Origin of the sequence: Streptomyces sp. NPDC005551, assembly GCF_042871785.1 — a bacterium.
Classification (GTDB): Bacteria; Actinomycetota; Actinomycetes; order Streptomycetales; family Streptomycetaceae; genus Streptomyces.
The window spans coordinates 632428-648627 of sequence record NZ_JBIAJE010000001.1; the positions used below are offsets into that span (position 1 = coordinate 632428).

18 protein-coding genes are annotated in these 16200 nt (G+C 64.5%); all 18 read left to right on the forward strand.

All coding sequences use genetic code 11. From position 1 onward, the window contains the following. Positions 1–2 precede the first annotated feature (2 nt). The 18 genes from ACFYP4_RS02690 (at position 3) to ACFYP4_RS02775 (ending at position 16181) form a co-directional block, all read left to right on the forward strand. Positions 3–230: a hypothetical protein gene (locus ACFYP4_RS02690; RefSeq protein ID WP_388782071.1), complete on the forward strand. Its 228-nt coding sequence runs from the start codon at positions 3–5 to the stop codon at positions 228–230. After that, complete coding sequence (locus tag ACFYP4_RS02695; RefSeq protein ID WP_388782074.1) at positions 230–487, forward strand: hypothetical protein; 258 nt, start codon at positions 230–232, stop codon at positions 485–487. The genes ACFYP4_RS02690 and ACFYP4_RS02695 overlap by 1 nt, the downstream gene beginning before the upstream one ends. 103 nt (positions 488–590) lie before the next feature. Then, positions 591–1709 carry a hypothetical protein gene (locus ACFYP4_RS02700; RefSeq protein ID WP_388782077.1) on the forward strand — a complete coding sequence of 373 codons (1119 nt, stop codon included), beginning with the start codon at positions 591–593 and terminating at the stop codon, positions 1707–1709. 75 nt (positions 1710–1784) lie between these two features. Then, positions 1785–2828, forward strand: a complete 1044-nt coding sequence (locus ACFYP4_RS02705) for a hypothetical protein (protein WP_388782080.1) — start codon at positions 1785–1787, stop codon at positions 2826–2828. Beyond that, a complete protein-coding gene (locus ACFYP4_RS02710) occupies positions 2825–3520 on the forward strand; it encodes a hypothetical protein (RefSeq protein ID WP_388782083.1) in 696 nt (231 codons plus the stop codon). The genes ACFYP4_RS02705 and ACFYP4_RS02710 overlap by 4 nt, the downstream gene beginning before the upstream one ends. After that, positions 3507–3944 carry a hypothetical protein gene (locus ACFYP4_RS02715; RefSeq protein ID WP_388782086.1) on the forward strand — a complete coding sequence of 146 codons (438 nt, stop codon included), beginning with the start codon at positions 3507–3509 and terminating at the stop codon, positions 3942–3944. The genes ACFYP4_RS02710 and ACFYP4_RS02715 overlap by 14 nt, the downstream gene beginning before the upstream one ends. Then, positions 3941–5254 carry a DnaB-like helicase C-terminal domain-containing protein gene (locus ACFYP4_RS02720; protein WP_388782089.1) on the forward strand — a complete coding sequence of 438 codons (1314 nt, stop codon included), beginning with the start codon at positions 3941–3943 and terminating at the stop codon, positions 5252–5254. Before ACFYP4_RS02715 ends, ACFYP4_RS02720 begins: the two co-directional genes overlap by 4 nt. Before the next feature lie 52 nt (positions 5255–5306). Beyond that, entirely contained in the window at positions 5307–6227 is a 921-nt protein-coding gene (locus ACFYP4_RS02725) for a toprim domain-containing protein (protein ID WP_388782092.1), read from the forward strand. Further along, a complete protein-coding gene (locus ACFYP4_RS02730; RefSeq protein ID WP_388782095.1) occupies positions 6227–7870 on the forward strand; it encodes a DEAD/DEAH box helicase in 1644 nt (547 codons plus the stop codon). Before ACFYP4_RS02725 ends, ACFYP4_RS02730 begins: the two co-directional genes overlap by 1 nt. A 217-nt stretch (positions 7871–8087) precedes the next feature. Then, entirely contained in the window at positions 8088–8867 is a 780-nt protein-coding gene (locus ACFYP4_RS02735) for a SpdA protein (RefSeq protein WP_388782098.1), read from the forward strand. A gap of 126 nt (positions 8868–8993) precedes the next feature. Then, on the forward strand, positions 8994–9419 hold the full coding sequence (locus tag ACFYP4_RS02740) for a hypothetical protein (protein ID WP_388782101.1): 426 nt from the start codon (positions 8994–8996) through the stop codon (positions 9417–9419). Next, positions 9416–9880: a hypothetical protein gene (locus ACFYP4_RS02745; protein WP_388782104.1), complete on the forward strand. Its 465-nt coding sequence runs from the start codon at positions 9416–9418 to the stop codon at positions 9878–9880. The genes ACFYP4_RS02740 and ACFYP4_RS02745 overlap by 4 nt, the downstream gene beginning before the upstream one ends. Then, complete coding sequence (locus tag ACFYP4_RS02750) at positions 9877–10113, forward strand: hypothetical protein (RefSeq protein WP_388782107.1); 237 nt, start codon at positions 9877–9879, stop codon at positions 10111–10113. The genes ACFYP4_RS02745 and ACFYP4_RS02750 overlap by 4 nt, the downstream gene beginning before the upstream one ends. Continuing rightward, positions 10113–11069: a hypothetical protein gene (locus ACFYP4_RS02755; protein ID WP_388782110.1), complete on the forward strand. Its 957-nt coding sequence runs from the start codon at positions 10113–10115 to the stop codon at positions 11067–11069. The genes ACFYP4_RS02750 and ACFYP4_RS02755 overlap by 1 nt, the downstream gene beginning before the upstream one ends. Before the next feature lie 75 nt (positions 11070–11144). After that, positions 11145–13229: a DNA polymerase gene (locus tag ACFYP4_RS02760; protein WP_388782113.1), complete on the forward strand. Its 2085-nt coding sequence runs from the start codon at positions 11145–11147 to the stop codon at positions 13227–13229. A 162-nt stretch (positions 13230–13391) separates the two neighbouring features. Beyond that, positions 13392–13775 (forward strand): hypothetical protein, encoded by a 384-nt coding sequence (locus ACFYP4_RS02765; protein ID WP_388782115.1) that lies wholly within the window; start codon positions 13392–13394, stop codon positions 13773–13775. Positions 13776–13872: 97 nt separating this feature from the next. Then, complete coding sequence (locus ACFYP4_RS02770) at positions 13873–14202, forward strand: hypothetical protein (protein ID WP_388782118.1); 330 nt, start codon at positions 13873–13875, stop codon at positions 14200–14202. A gap of 20 nt (positions 14203–14222) precedes the next feature. Beyond that, positions 14223–16181 carry a hypothetical protein gene (locus ACFYP4_RS02775; protein ID WP_388782121.1) on the forward strand — a complete coding sequence of 653 codons (1959 nt, stop codon included), beginning with the start codon at positions 14223–14225 and terminating at the stop codon, positions 16179–16181. The last annotated feature ends 19 nt before the right edge of the window (positions 16182–16200 follow it).

Below are 16200 nucleotides of genomic sequence, written 5' to 3' on the forward strand. Positions count from 1 at the left end.
TCATGTCTGCCGAAGCCAAGCGCACGCTCCGCTCTGTCGTCCAGATCGCCCTCTTCGCCGCTGGTGCCCTCCCCTCGGTGATCCTCGCGTCCGGCGTTCCGCAGGGTGCGGCAGGCGTCGGTGCCTCGCTCGCCGTCGCGGCGGCCATCACCCGCGTCATGCAGGTGCCCGCGTTCCAGCCCGTCCTCGCGTGGCTGGGGCTCGACGCTCCTGAGGACTCCGTCGGCTGATGACGCTCCTCACGACGGCCCTGGCCGTCTTCGCCGCATGGGAGCTCCTGATCACGCTCCTGCCCGTACACATCCCGGCCTGGCTCCAGCCCGCCCTCGTGGCGGGCTTCGCCGTTGGGGCAACTCACCTGCCCGCAGGCGTACTTGAGGTGGCGGCTGTCGTCGGCATCGTGGTGGTGCTGCACTCCTTCGTAGCAGTGTCGGCAACCGCAACCGTTGTTCGCCGCTCCCGGGGCAGCCGACTGCCGAACCTGTAACCAGCGCAGACTTAGTGGACCACTTAATTGTCATCTAAGTGGTCCACTTGTAGTCTGGGTGGTGCCGCTGCTGAGTAGCGATGCATCCACCCAGAGGAGCCCCGTGCCCACTGACATCACAATCGCCTTCGGCGGCCACGCCGCCAACGCCAGGCCCAACGTCGAGGCCCTGCTCTCAGACTGGCTGCGACTGGGCAGCCCGGACAGGGAGGGCTACTACGACAAGCCCGACCGCTGGGGCAAGATCACCTTCTACGCCCTGCTCGCAGACGGCGTGGTGCCGGACGGTCTCAAGCACGCGATGCGCATGGCCAGCTCCATCGGCGACCTCGACGACGGCGTCGCCTTCGAGATCGTCACTGACACCGTCACCGCCGACGTCGAGAAGTGGGCGGAAGCCGCCGACAAGGTCCACGAGGTAGAAGACCCCTTCAAGCACCTGGTCGCCCTGCTCGGTGAAGCCTCCCGCCCGTATCTCTTCATCAACTGGGACGAGGAGGATGCCGACGACGAGGAGCTCATCAAGCTCTGCCACGAGAACCCGGACATCCGCGTCTCCGACCTCGTGAACGGGCTCGGCCAGATCGTACCCGACGCCCGCGACGAAGAAGAACCGCAGGACGAGCCGGAGGAGGAGGAGCCGGAGGAAAAGCCCGCCCGCCGGAGCGGGAAGTCCCGTTCCCGCGCGGTGGAAGAGCTGGAAGCGCCGGAGGAAGAGCTAGACGAAACACCGGCAAAGGCGCAGGCCAGCACCGTGAAGGCCTCGGAAGCGGCGCCTCAGTCCCTGGAAGAGGACGTGGCAGCCGCCAAGCGCGCGGAGCCCGCGCAGAGCACGCTCGCCGTCGGCGAGATCACGGTCGATAGCAACCGGCTGCGCGATGTGCTCGTAGCGATCAGCCGCACCACCTTCTACCTCCAGAGCCAAGACACGGCGAACGCCGCCCGCGCCCTCACCGAGGTTGTCTTCAGCCCGCTCACCGTGGATCTCGTGGCAGCGGAGGAGACGCTCGCCGGTCTTCTTGAGGGCGAGACGAAGTACGACGAGGTCGTGAAGGCGACCGCCAAGCCCGCGAAGGGCAAGCCCGCACTCGAAGCAGGCAAGAAGGTCATCTGGGACGAGGATGGCGGCACATGGAAACCGGCACCGCGCGGCCGGAAGCGCAGCGGCACGCGCGTCGGCATCGTCCAGGACGATGGCTCCGTGCTGGAAGAAGCGGCGTAGCAAACGAAAGCCCCCGGAAGGCATTTCCGGGGGCTCGCGTACCAGGCATTCAAACCAACACCAGGAAGAGCCTACATGGCCGCCGCTATAACCACTAGTCGTCAGGCGCTACTCCAACGCGGCTGGTACGTCGTAACGGATGTTCAAACCGCATACCTCGGGCTTTCCGGGAAGGCCCACGACCTCCTGATCATCCTCAAGCACAAGCAGGGTGACAACGCCAACGCGGTGCCCACACACGGGGAACTGGCAAGCATTCTCGGCTGGTCGGTCAGGACAGTGGCGCGCGTGCTTGACGAGCTCACTGCCAAGAAGGCGCTTGCCGCGAAGCGGACCGGTCGGGCGAACAGCTACCGCGTGAACTACGTGCATGGCAGTGTCGACGAACTCCGCGTTCTCCTCGGCGGCGAGCTCGAAATCCCGCAGGAACTTGTCACATCTGATCGGACAACAGTTGGCAGATCAGATGTGACAGATTCCGGTGTCTCTCTTCCTTATAAAGAACCACTACAGAACCAACCCAAGAACAACACCCTCCCTTCGGGAGGGGACGCCGCTGCCGCGTCGCAGCCGGAGACACCACTGGAGGACGAGATGGCTCTCAACGGCAGTCGACCCCACGGCTTCATCGCCGATGAGATGGACCCCGCAGCAAACCTGGGCCTGTGGGACAGCCAGGAGGCCACCGAGGGGGCCCAGGAGGGCCTGGACGGGCTCTTCCCGGCTCAGGATGTCTCGGGGGCCACAGAAGCCCGTCAGAAGCCCGCCAGGACCCAGAAGCAGCTCGACGCCCCGATGGCGCTGGCAAGCGAGTTCGACGCCATGGTCCGCCAGCAGCCGTGGGCAGGACCCTCGCCGGTCAACCGTGCCGCCCTCGCCAAGAACCTCAGCACCTGGAAGCGGGACGGCCTGACGGCAGACCAGATCCGCGCCATGATGACCAAGTTCACCTCCCCGGATTACCCCCGAAAGTCCCAGAAGGCGCCCTGGATCGACTTCCTCGCCCAGAGGCACAAGCTCCTGGCCTTCGCCGAGCGCGCCCAGACGGCATCCGCTCTCGAAGAGCACCGCCACGACGGCGCCGACTACTGGCTCGGCAGCATGGCGAGCGGCCGATGAGCGCGTACACCGCCGAGCAGGCGGCACAGATCAACTGGACCCAGCGCTGGATGAGGTACAGCATCCCCCGCCGCTTCTGGGGCCTTGGCCTGGCGGACATGCAGCGCACCGAGGCCAACGCCAGGGGCCTGGACATGGGCCAGCGCATCGTCGACACCTGGCCGCAGCGGCGTCCGCCGGTCACCGAACTGCCTGAGGACCGCAGCCTGATGGGCAAGGGCGCCATCGCCATCGGCCCGGCCGCCACCGGCAAGACGCGGCTCATGTGCGCCATCGCCACGGACATCGCCCGCATGTACAACACCGAAGTGCTGTACATGCCCGTCGTCACCTTCTTCGCCCTCGGCCACAAACTCCGGCAGGCCACAGAGACCGCCGTGAAGCTCCGCGACGAAGAATCAATGCAGACGGTCAAGAAGCTGACACGGATGCAGGAACTCGTCCTGCGGGTGCCCTTGCTCATCTGGGATGACCAGGGCAAGGAACACGACTCCGGGTCCGGCTGGGTAGGAGCCGAGTCCTACCGCATTCTCCGCGAGCGGTTCGACCACTGCCGCCCCACCCTCGCGACCACCAACGTGCCCCTGCCGGAATGGAGCGAGAAGTACGAGTCGGCGATGTTCTCCTTCCTGCACGAGGCATTCGAGGCGGAATCGCTCGGAGGACGGGACTGGCGCCGTGCAGGGCGGTGACATAGACAACGGATTTCAGCCCTGCCTTCTCGTGGTGTTCGAAGGTCTTCTGGGTATCCCACCCAAGGAAACCGCCAAGAAGTCTCGGTGGAAGCTGAGGAAGCCGACAGCCAAAGAGCAGGCCGCCGAGTACGAGATCAACGTCCTCCTCTTGAACCAGATCCGGCGAACTCCATACCCGGTGGAAGTCGTGACTTTCGAGGGGCCCGAGTTCGCAGCCGCCGTGGAATCCAGACTGGAAGACCTCCACGCACTCGTCCGCCGGGTCTGGAGCACCACCCCCACCGAACTCGCGCGTATCCACATCAGCCTTCCTGACGTCGCCGCCATCTACGACCCAGATCCCCGCCGGGCATTCGCGACCTACGGATCGCTCGGACGCCACCTGCTCCCCGCCAACGCAGCGCAGCTTGGAGAAAAGTGACCACCGCTTCTGACACCGAGCTCCTCGACATCGAGCACAGGTTCATCTGCCGCATCCTCACGCAGCCCGAGGACTGGCTGATCACCGCGCAAGCCCAGATCGACGAGGAGTTCTTCCAGAACTCCAAGCACAAGAAGGTCTGGCAGGCCATCACGGAGTACCAGCGCGAATACCGCTCGGTCCCCACCGTCGCTGTCTTGCGCCGCGACTTCCCCAAGGGCACCTACAAGTTCGTCCGCGTCGAGGAGCCCATCGAGTTCCTCCTGGACGAGCTTCGGGACAACCGCCGCTCCGCCCTCCTGGAACAGGGCATCGCCGACGCGGCCACCGCCTGGGAAGACGGCGACTACAGCGCTTCGCTCGCCGCCCTGTACCACACCAGCTCCGTCATCAACCGTGTCATCCCTGTCGCCGACGACATGGACCTCACCAAGACCGGCGACGAGCGCCTCGCGGCCTACATGGAACGCATCGGGATGGACGAAGACGGCGTCGTCGGCATACCCACCGGCTACCGCTGCCTGGACCTGGCGACCGGCGGCTTGCAGCCGGAGCAGCTCATCACGCTCGCGGGCTTCTCCAAGAACGGCAAGTCCTTCGTCCTTATGGACATGGCCCGCGCCGCCCACCTGAGCGGCCACGCACCCCTGTTCATCGGCTTCGAGATGTCCAACCGCGAACAGGGCGAGCGCGTCGATGCCTCCCGTGCCGGAGTGTCCCTCACCCGGCTGCGCAACGGCACGCTCAGCGACGCCGAATGGGAGCTGCTGAAGCGCAGCGTCGCTGACCTGGCGAACATGCACTCCTTCGTGCTCTCCGCCGACCGGGGTCGGACCATGACCATCTCCGGCATCGCCGCCAAGATTGAGCAGATCCAACCACCCGTCGTCTACGTGGACGGCGTCTACATGATGGAAGACGAGCAGGGCGAGCCGAGGATGACGCCGCGAGCGCTGTCCAACCTGACGCAGGGGTTCAAGCGCCTCGCCCAGACGTACAAGATCCCGATCGTCATCTCGACGCAGGGCCTGGAGTGGAAGGCCGACAAGGCAAAGGGCGGCGGCATGAGCCGCACCACCGTCGGCTACGGGTCCAGCTTCCTCACCGACTCCGACGGCCTCATCGGCGTCGAGATCTCCAAGGACAACCCGGACATTCAGATCATCAAAATCCTGGCCAGCCGTACCACCCAGCCCCAGGACTTCTACGTGAAGCGTGACTGGGACAAGGGCTCCTTCGAAGAGCTCGACTACAACCCCTTCGAGACGGACGGCAGTTACGAGGACGACGATGACTTCGCCTCGTACTAGGAAACTCACGCGAGGCTGGCTACCGAAGCGCACCTCGCCCATCCCCGGAGACGTGCTGGCCGCCCTGGCGGAACTGGACCTGCCGATCCTCCGTGTCGTCGGCGAAGAGGCCACCTCGCACTGCTTCAAGCACGAGGAACGCACCGGTAAGGCCGATCGACACCCCTCCTGGGCCTGCAACACCGAGACCGGCGTCTTCAACTGCTTCTCGTGCGGCTACCGGGGCAGCTTCGTCAAGCTCGTCTCGGACGTCCTGGACGTCGACTGGGACGACGCCGAGACCTGGGTACGCCAGCGCGGCGGCATCGAGCGCGTGAACAAGATCCTCGGACGCGGCCAATACCTGGAAGACCTCCTGGAAAGCCAGGAAGTCAGGGAGTACACCGAAGCCGACCTGGCCCTGTACACCCTTCCACCCCTGGAAGCCCGCAGGAAGCGCGGCCTGACCAAGGACGCCTGCGAGAAGTACGGCGTTCTCTGGGATCCAGAGCGTGACATGTGGATCACACCCATCAGGGACTTCACCGGGAAGCTCCTCGGCTGGCAGGAAAAGAACGAACGGCACTTCAAGAACCGCCCCTACTCCGTGAAGAAGAGCCAGGCACTGTTCGGATTCCACGTCCTTCCGCCAGGAGGCACCGCCATCGTCGTGGAATCCCCCCTGGACTGTCCGAGAATTGAGTCAGTAGGCGTCAGCGGGGCGGTCTCCAGCTACGGCGCAGACATCTCCGACATTCAGATGCAGATGCTGTTCGAGCATTCGGAACTTGTCATCATCGCAAGGGATAATGACAGAGCTGGCTGGAAAGCCGCAGAGGCCATCAAGCAGCGCTATCGGGGAATGGGCCGGAGGATCGGATTCTGGAACTACACCGGCAGCGACGCCAAGGACCCGGGTGACCAGTCAGGCAACGAGATCCGATTCGGCGCGGGTAACTATCTCTCGCCGCTCAGAGTGAGGTTCCCGAAATAGTGTTCGTTGGCGAGCTAAGGCCCTATCAGGATGAGGCAGTCGACCGCATGGTGGAGCGCGGCTCACTCCTGCTGGCGTACGACCAAGGCACCGGCAAGACCGTGTGCGCCATCGCCGCATCCGAGGAGCTCATGGGGGAGGGCAAGGTCACCACGACCCTCATCGTGGCCCTGTCCTCCCTCAAACTCCAGTGGGCCGAAGCGATAGCCAACTTCACTGACGTGCGCAAACGCTGGCTGCGCGTCAAGGACCAGTACGTGCGCGTCCCGGCCGAGGACCAGTGCGTCCTTCTGGACGGCAACCCCGAGAAGCGGGCCAAGCTGTACCAGCAGATCCAGGACACGCAGCCCGAGTACATCATCGCCACCTACGACCAGGTGATCGACGACTGGCACCACATCCGGCGCCTGGATGTCGAATGCATCATCATCGACGAGGCCACCCAAATCAAATCCTTCAAGGCCGACCGATCGAAGAAAATCAAGCGCCTGTGGGCCCCTTACCGATACGCCCTCACCGGCACTCCCATCGAGAACGGGAAGCCCGAGGAAGTCTTCAGCATCATGGAATGGGTCGACCCGGAAGTCCTCGGACGCTGGGACCTATTCGACACCACCTACATCGAGCGCCATCGCATGGGCTTCGTCATCAAATACAAACACATGGACGTCTTCCACGACGTCCTGTCCGAGGCAATGGCGCGCAAGACGGCAACTGATCCCGACGTTGCTGCCTACATGCCCAAGGTGGAATTCGCCGAGCGCCACGTACAGCTCGACTTCCCGACCCGCCGGGCGTACCGGCGTATCGCCGCAGACCTGTCAGAGGAGCTCGCCAAAGCCGGAGCCAAGAAACGCGGCAGCTTTGATCTTGCCGCGTATTACTCGGGTTCCAAACAGGCCGACGAGAAGTCCGCACAAGGACGCATCATGGCTCGCATGCTCGCCGCCCAGATGTTGCTCGACCACCCAGACTTGCTCAGGAAGAGCGCACAGGACTGGGAAGACAGTGAGAAACAGCGACAGGAAGGCGTCGAGAAGACCAACTGGCCCGGCTCGAAGTACGCCTACCAGCTCGTCCGGTCCGGCCTCATCGACGACCTGCACACCACACCGAAGACCGACGCCGTCATCGACGAGGTACGCCGCATCCTCGGCGACGATCCGGAACACAAGGTCATCATCTTCAGCTTCTTCCGCGACATGGGCGAGATCCTCCAGCAGGCCTTGCCCGAGTACTCAGCCGTCACCTTCCACGGCCAGATGACCCAGCAGGCCAAGGCCGCAGCCAAGCAACGGTTTTCGCAGGACCCCACGTGCCGTATCTTCCTCGCCTCGGATGCCGGAGGGTACGGCCTCGACCTGCCGGTGGCCAGCCACCTCATCAACGTCGACTTCGCCGTCAGCTCGGGGGCACAGGACCAGCGCAACACCCGGCACCGCCGCACTTCCAGCGACTGGCCGCTGATCTACGTCATCGACTTCCTGGTGGAAGGCACCCTGGAAGAGCGCAAGAAGGAGCAGCTCGGACTGAAGCGCCGGGTGGCTGCTGCCGCGCTCGACAGGAAGGGCGCGAGCAAGGACGGCGAGATCGAGAACGACGTCGAGTCCCTCACCAAACACCTTGCCCGGACGGCTGCTTGACGAAGAAGGGGTGCGGGAAACCTTGACAGGAAGTAAGGTGTCCCGGTCAGTCTGCACCACCCACAAAATGCGCTGGCCCCCTGAGGTTCGCACCCCCAGGAGGCCAACGGCTCGCACATACAGTCCGCAACTGGTTGGAGTTGCTTCCCCGATGCGCTACCTCAAGCGTACGGGAGAGAAGGCTGCGTCCGCACCCTCTCCCAGAACGTCCACGTCCATGCCTGGTGAGACCTTCACCAGGGTCTTCATCACCGTCGACTCGGCGCTCGTCATCCTGCTGGCGTTCCTCTTCGCCTTCGGCAACGGGTGGGATACCGCGCTCATGCTCGGCGTGAACCTCTACATCGCCCCCCTCATTCAGCCCGCCGTCGACCTCGCCGTGATCGGCCTCATGGTCGGCCTGCGCTACCTTGCCGTCCACGGATGGACCGACGAGCAGCTCAAGATGCCCCGGCGCTGGCTGCGCACCTTCGGGCTCATGACACTCGCCATGAACACGGCCCTCCCGCTCAGCGAACAGCACTGGGGCCGGGCCGCCTGGGACGCCATCGGACCCGTGCTGCTCATCGCCTGGTCCGAACTCGCCCCGTGGCTCCTGCGCGCGATCTACAGCGTCCGCCAGGAAGTCGCCGCGCAGACGGTGCAAGCCCGGGAAGCCGCCCAGGCCAGTGAGAAGAAGCCCAAGAAGAACCGGAAGCCGAAGACGGTCAAGAAGCCCACGGCTATACCACCAACTCCGCCGCCCCCGCACAGCGTTGTCACCATCACCACGGGAGAACCGCGAGTGGTCGTGCGCAACTGGCTCCTGGACTGGGACCGCAACGGCCGGACCTACGCCGACAATCCGGCAGCGGCCCTCAAGAAGCTCCGCCGCGCCAACCCGAAAGCCGTCCGCATCGTGCCGGACGTCGGTGACCGGCGCATCGGGCAGCTCTGCACGGAGGAGTGGGACAGGCTCCACAGCACGGGCCTCGTGAGCACGCCGCGTGCCGCCTGAGCATCGAAGACTTAGTGGACCACTTAGTTGTCATTTAAGTGGTCCACTAGTACTGTTGGGGTTACCCAAGGCCCCTGGGAACGGCGTAGTGACCCGTTCCCAGGGCTGCCCAAGTGAGGAGCCCCCATGTCCATGCAGCCGGACCCGTACGTCGAGAAACTTCGGCAGTGGGCGCTGCTCAAGGCGCAGGTCAACACACAGACGACTCGGATGAACAAGCTGCGTGACGATCTGATGGAAACCGTCACCCGGGACGGGGACCGCGACGAGACCGGCAGCGTCCACTGGAAGCTCCCCTCGGAGTTCGAAGTCGCGGGCAAGACGTTCACGGGCATCAAGCGGGAAGCCCGCACAAGCACCGTCCTGAACGAGGACCGAGCCCTGGACTTCGCCAAGGAGCGCCAGATCTGGGACGACGTGGTGGTGATGACACCCACCATCGACCTGGACGCGCTCTACGTAGCGCACCAGCAGAACAAGCTGACCGAGGCCGAGCTTGACGGCCTGTTCGACACCAAGGTCAGTTACGCCTTCAAGCCGGAGAGCTCGTGAGCTGGGAGCAGTCGTTCCAGGAGCTCGCCGACTACTACCCGGGCAGCAGCAAGCGCATCGAAGCGGCTGCACCCAAGCCCAAGGCGACCGCCCCTGAGCCGCACTGGTCCGATCACCCGCGCGTGTACAGCGTGGACGGCAAGGACTACGAGTTCTTCACCGTAAGAGACCTCGCCGCCGCCCTCCAGAAGGCGCCCGTAACCATCCGCTTGTGGGAGAGCCAGGGCTACCTCCCCATGCCCCTCCGTGGCCCCTCCGAACACCCCTCAAAGCGGCACCGCATCTACACCCGACCGCAGATCGAGGGCATTGTCCGCATCGCGCACGAAGTAGGAATCTTCGGCCAGGCGCGGCCCCGGGTCAGCGAGACCGACTTCCGGGAAAAGGTACTCGACCTCTTCCTCGAACTGGCCCGAACTCGCCCCCTCAGCGGGGCCGTACTACTGGAAGAGGCCGCGTGAGGAAGTTTTCCGTCTCCATCACCGAGCGCATCAATCTCGGGCGCTACGAGTTCATGGAGGTGTCCGGGTCCGTCGAATTCGAAGATGACGACATGGGCAAGGGTGACACCCCCGAAACCTACGGAACCCGCGAACTTGACGTCCTGCTGCGTTCTCACCGCAGAAGGGCCCAAGGCCTGGTTCCGGAAGACATCGAATCATTCATGCTCGTCCACCCTGCACTGGAGAACTGATGGCCACATCCACCCGCCGCCGACGTCCTGCCGATGACGAGGAGCTGGAAGAGACCCAGCCGCGCCGCCGTCGGCGCGTAGAGGACGACGACGAGGCCGAGAGCCCGCGTGGCCGCCGTCGCGCCGTGCCTGAGGACGACGACGACGATGAGGACGTTGAGGAGGCCCCCCGCGCCCGCCGCAGCGCCCCCAAGGACGACGACGAGGATGAGGACCCGCCGCGCCGCCGTCGCGGCTCTCGCGCTGCGCGGGACGACGACGAGGACGACGAGGAGGACGCTCCTCGCCAGCGTCGTGGCGCCACCCGTGGGGCAGCTGGCCGTGCGCAGCGTAGTCCCGGTGGCAAGGCAGGACGGGGTCCCGCAGGCGGGAACACCGCGCGCCGCGTCGCATCCGGCTGGGGCGGACACAAGAGCGTGGCCTCAGGCGGCGGAAGCCGGGACGACATCTTCCAGCTCGACAAGAAGCCGCAGGTCGTCAAGGTGCTCGAAGACCAGCCCTTCGCCGCCTACCGCCAGCACTGGATCCCGGCGAAGAACCGATCCTTCGTCTGCCTCAAGCCCATCGACGGCTCGTGCCCGCTGTGCGACATCGGCGACAAGCCCAACAGCAGCAAGACCCTGTTCAACATCGTCGAGATGAGCAACCCGGAGAAGGTGCTCGTCTGGCAGGCCGGAGCCATCGCCGCCGGAGAGCTCGAAGACGCCAGCGAAGACGACCGGTGGGACGGCCTGTCCGACCCGAAGCTCTACTTCGAGGTCTACTCCAAGAAAAAGGGTGACAAGACCGAGCACAAGGTCAACGTCATCCGGTCCCGCGACCTGCCGGACGACTGGGATCTGGACCCGCTGACCGCCGCCGAGACCGACGCCCTCGGGGACCAACTGTTCGACGAGGACTTCGTCCGCATTCCGACCCAGGAAGAGCTCGAAGAGGTCGCCGACGACCTCGTCTAAGTCCGCCTCGCTTGTGCCCTCCCCGGATTCGCTCTGGGTATTCCGGGGAGGGCACACGTCTGCCTGGAGTCAGCTTTGTTCCCTGACATCATCACAACGGAGAAAGATCTCCGGGCCGTCGTTGACTACTTCATGCAGTTCGACGCCTTCGCTTTCGACACGGAGAGCATGGGGGAGCACCGGCTCATCCCCGCACAGTCGGAACTGGCATGGATATCTCTCGCCACACATGGCGCCGCAGTAGCCATCCCCTTCGGCCACCCCAACGGCGACAAGCTGATATCCAAGGCCACACGCAAGAAGAACCAGGTAACGAAGAAGTTCGACCCGATCCCTGCCGTCTTCTCGGATCCCCCCGAACAGCTCCGCCCCTCGCAGGTGTTCGACATTCTGCGGCCCCTCTTCTTCTCCAACCGCCGCAAGATCGGCGCCAACCTCCCCTTCGATGTGGTCGGTGTCAAGAAATACTTCTGCGGCGAAACGATGCCAGGCCCGTTCAGCGATGTCCTGGTCGACCAGTGGCTGCTCAACGAAAACCTCGAACCGCGCATCAAAAGCCTCAAGACCGGCAAGTACTACAACGTTCCCAAGCGTGGCCTCAAGGAGCTCACCGAGCACTACTTCGGCGTCAAGTACGACACCGAAGAGGTCGGCAAGGACATCACCAAGCACCTCTTCAGCACGGTAGGTCGCTACGCCGTCCTCGATGCCAAATACACCTGGCTCTTGTGGCAGTTGCTCGCGCCCCAGATGGAGCCGGAAGACCTCCTGGACACGCTGGAGACCGAAGAGAAACTGATCGGCCCCGTATGCCGTATGAGCGCAGCGGGCGCTCCGGTGAACAGACGTAAGTTCGAAGAGCTGCAAGTGGACTTCGCCCGGAAGAAGATCGAAGCCGAGGCGGACATTTACCGGGCTGCCGGGCGGAAGTTCGACATCGGCTCCGTGCCGCAGAAGCAGGAGATCCTCTACGGCTCGAAGCGGTCAGGCGGCCAGGGCCTCAAGCCGATCAAGCTGACGCCAGCGGGAAAGAAGAAGAAGCAGCTCGGCAAAGAGCTCACCATCAACGACTACTCCACCGACGCGGAGTCCCTGGAAGCACACGCGGACAACCAGGTCGTCCAGGCCCTGTCCGCACACTCGGAAGTCGACAAGCTCCTCGGCTACCTCACGAAGTACCTGGGCGACCCCCTAAAGGGAACACCCTCCATCATTTTCGACGGCCGGATCTACGCCCAGTTCAAGCAGTACGGAACCGTGACAGGCCGGTTCTCCTCCTCCGAGCCCAACCTCCAGAACATTCCCGCGCACGGCGAGAACGCCAAGGGATTCCGGGAAGGGTTCGAAGCCCCCGACGGATTCATCCTCGTTGTCGCGGACTACGGACAGATCGAACTCCGCGTCCTTGCCCACTACATCGGCCACGGCCGCCTCTACGACGGCTTCATGGCCGGGATCGACGCACACACCTCCACGGCCGCAGCGGTGTTCGGTGTTGCCTTCGAAGACGTCACCAAGGAGATGCGCCAGGTCGCCAAGGGCCTCAACTTCGCCATCGTCTACGGCGCGGGCGCGGCCAAGGTCGCCTCGATGGCGGGCATCACCCTGAAGCAGGCGAAGGAGTTCCTGGCACGTCACGCCGAGCTCTTCCCGGAGATCCACGAGTTCACCCGCCGGGTCGTCGAGCGCTGCCGCAAGCGGGAGTTCCCGCACATCCGCACCATGAGTGGACAGTTTCGGCGCCTGCCGGAGATCGCCCGTCAAGCCGCGATGGCTGCCGCCCGCCGCACCTTCAAGGGAGAGCGGTACAACGAGAAGCAGTTCGAGTCCCGCGTCTGGGCCATTCAATCCAAGGCGGAGCGACAGGCCGTCAACTCCCTGATCCAGGGCTCGGCCGCCTACCTCATCAAGCTGGCCATGATTCGTGTGGACGACGCCTTCGAGAAGGACTTCGCCGACCACGGGTACAACGAGGCCGACCGGATCCAACTTTGCCTCACCGTCCATGACGAACTCATGGCAATCGCCCCCGAGCACCGCCAGGAGGATGCAAAAGCTCTCCTCAAAGAAGCGATGCTGGGAGAAGGCATTCAAAAGCTGCTTCGTGTGCCACTCGACAGTGACGTCAAGGCTGCCAAGACGTGGGCCGAGGCCAAGTGATGCAGGGAGGGGACATGGCCGCGTGCAAGGTAAGCGCCGCGATCGTCCAGTGCGCTGAGGTTGAGGATCTGCTCGGCCTTCTCGGCGTGGAAGCGAGCGTTTTTCGTGTCGTCAATCCCGGCGCCGTGGAACAGCTCGCGCAGACTCTAAGGAAGGCCCTCAATGACCGACCCGGATCTCGAACTGCTCGTCCTGAAAAGGCAACTCGCCTGGGACATGGTCCAGCACGCTGACCTCTTCGACCCCGAGAAGCAGGAACGCATCGGGCTCCGTCCGGCATCGCCGGAGGTCCTTCACCGGGAACACGAAGACGCGCACATTCGGTTTGCGCAGGTGCTGCCCTGCTACGACCGGGTGATGACGCTTTCGGGGGTGGCGGCACTTCTTGCCCGGGAAACGGTGCGTGACCTCGGCGATGAAAGCCACGACGACGATGAGCGAAACGCGCTCGCAGGAGCGCTGTTCACCTGCGTCACCACCGCTGTCATCTCGGATTTGATCGACAAGGGTTATCTGACCCCTCACCAGGAGCATTACTATGCCTGATTTCTGGGAAAAGGTTTTGGGCTCTCCACAACCGGCGCCCTCGCAGAACGCACCGGCACCGACGGACGTTCCGTGGTGGCAGCGAACCGTAACCAACGTGCCCGCCCCTCAGCCGCAACAGCAACCGCAGCCTCCGGCGCCGGAGCAGCAGCCGCACGAGGTGGCCCAGCAGTCGATGTCCCGCACCCAGTGGGCCAAGCAGCAAGCCGGGAGCTGCCCGTCGTGCGGCGGCTCCAGCTACCACACGCACCCGGAGACACCCAACGCGCGGCCCCACTGCTACGAGTGCGGCTACCCCCTCACCCAGTCCGGCAGCGGCATCACGGTCCAGGGCAATGCCGTCGGCGATGTCAAGCCCGCGCGGCAGACCGCCGCATCCAAGACCAACTCCTTCAACGCGAAGAACATCTTCCACCACCTGGGCTAACGCCCCCAGAAAGGCCGAGAATGACCGAGCTGCTGAGCCCCGACGGCGACATACAGGATCCCTACCGGGGATTCATCGCCAAGTCCCGCTACTCCCGCTGGCTGGAGAGGGAGGGACGGCGTGAGACGTGGACCGAGACCGTCGACAGGTACATGAGCTTCATGCTCACCCACCTCGCCCACCGGTTTGACCACGTGCCCGACACCCGGCTCGTGGAGGACGTGCGCTCAGCCATCCTCCACCACGAAGTGATGCCGTCGATGCGGGCGATGATGACGGCGGGCGAGGCCCTGGAACGGTCACCGATCGCCGGGTTCAACTGCTCGTACCTGCCGCTGAAGGACCCGCTGTGCCTCGACGAGCTGCTGTACATCCTGATGAACGGAACGGGCGTCGGCTACAGCGTTGAAAAGCGGTACGTCGACCAACTGCCTGTCATTCCGGCGGTGCTGAAGCGGACGCCCAAGACGCGGGTCTTCGTGGAGGACTCCAAGGAGGGCTGGGCACACGGCTATCGGGCTCTGCTTCTCTCCCTGTGGAATGGCTGGGCGCCGGAGTGGGACCTGTCGGCCGTCCGGCCTGCGGGCGCCCGTCTGAAGACATTCGGTGGCAGGGCGAGTGGTCCGGAGCCGCTGGCCGAGCTGTTCGAGTTCACCGTGGAGACGTTCCAGAATGCCGCCGGTCGCAAGCTCCGTCCGATCGAGGTCCACGATCTGGCGTGCAAGATTGCATCGGTGGTTGTGGTGGGCGGTGTGCGCCGGTCGGCGATGATCAGTCTCTCCGACCTGGACGACCAGGAGATGGCTGCCGCCAAGTCGGGGGAGTGGTGGACGACGCATCCCCACCGACGGCTGGCGAACATCTCGGCCGTGTACCACGACAACCTGCTGCACGAGGACTACGCGAGGGAGTGGGATTCCCTGGTCGCCAGTGGCAGCGGCGAGCGTGGCATCTTCAACCGGGACGCAGCCCGCCGCCAGGCAGTCAAGAACGGTGTCCGGGAGTACGACGTGGAGTACGGAACCAACCCGTGCTCGGAGATCATTCTCAAGCCGTTCAGCTTCTGCAACCTGAGCGAGGTCGTGGTCCGCGCCGAGGACGACTACGAGACCCTCCGGCGCAAGGTCCGCGTCGCGGCCGTCCTGGGGACCTGGCAGAGCACGCTGACGGACTTCCCCTACCTGCGGGACATCTGGCGCCGCAACGCCCGGCAGGAGAGGCTCCTCGGCGTATCCCTGACCGGGGTCTACGACAGCCCGATCCTCAACGGCAGCCTCAGCACCATCGTGGACCTGCCGGAGCTGCTGTCGAGCCTGCGGGACCACGTCTACGAGACCAACGCCGCTGTGGCCGACGAGCTTGGAATCGACGTCAGCGTGGCGACCACGTGCGTCAAGCCGAGCGGGACCGTGAGCCAGCTCGTGGACAGCGCTTCCGGTCTCCACCAGCGCTACGCGAAGTACTACGTCCGGCGCGTGCGCGCCGACAAGAAGGACCCCCTGGCGCAGCTCATGACCGAAGCCGGTGTGCCCCACGAGGAAGACGCCTTCAACTCCGGGACCTGGGTCTTCTCCTTCCCGGTCAAGGCGCCGGAGGATGCGGTCACCCGTGAGGATGTGGACGCCGTCTCGCATCTGGACTTGTGGCTCACGTATCAGCGCTTCTGGTGCGAGCACAAGCCGTCCGTGACGGTGAGCGTCCGCGAGCACGAGTGGGATGCCGTCCGGGACTGGGTCTGGAATCACCTGGACGAGATCAGTGGCGTCAGCTTCCTGCCGTACTCCGAGCACACCTACGTGCAGGCGCCCTACACGGAGTGCACGAAGGAGGTGTACGAAGCCCTCCTGGCCCAGATGCCGACGCTTCAGTGGAGCGACCTGTCGTTCTACGAGGTGAGTGACGGCACCGTCGGATCCCAGGAGCTTGCCTGCTCGGCTGACGGGGGCGGATGCGAGGCCGTGGACCTGGTCGCAGCCTGACAACCAGCACAGAAATAGT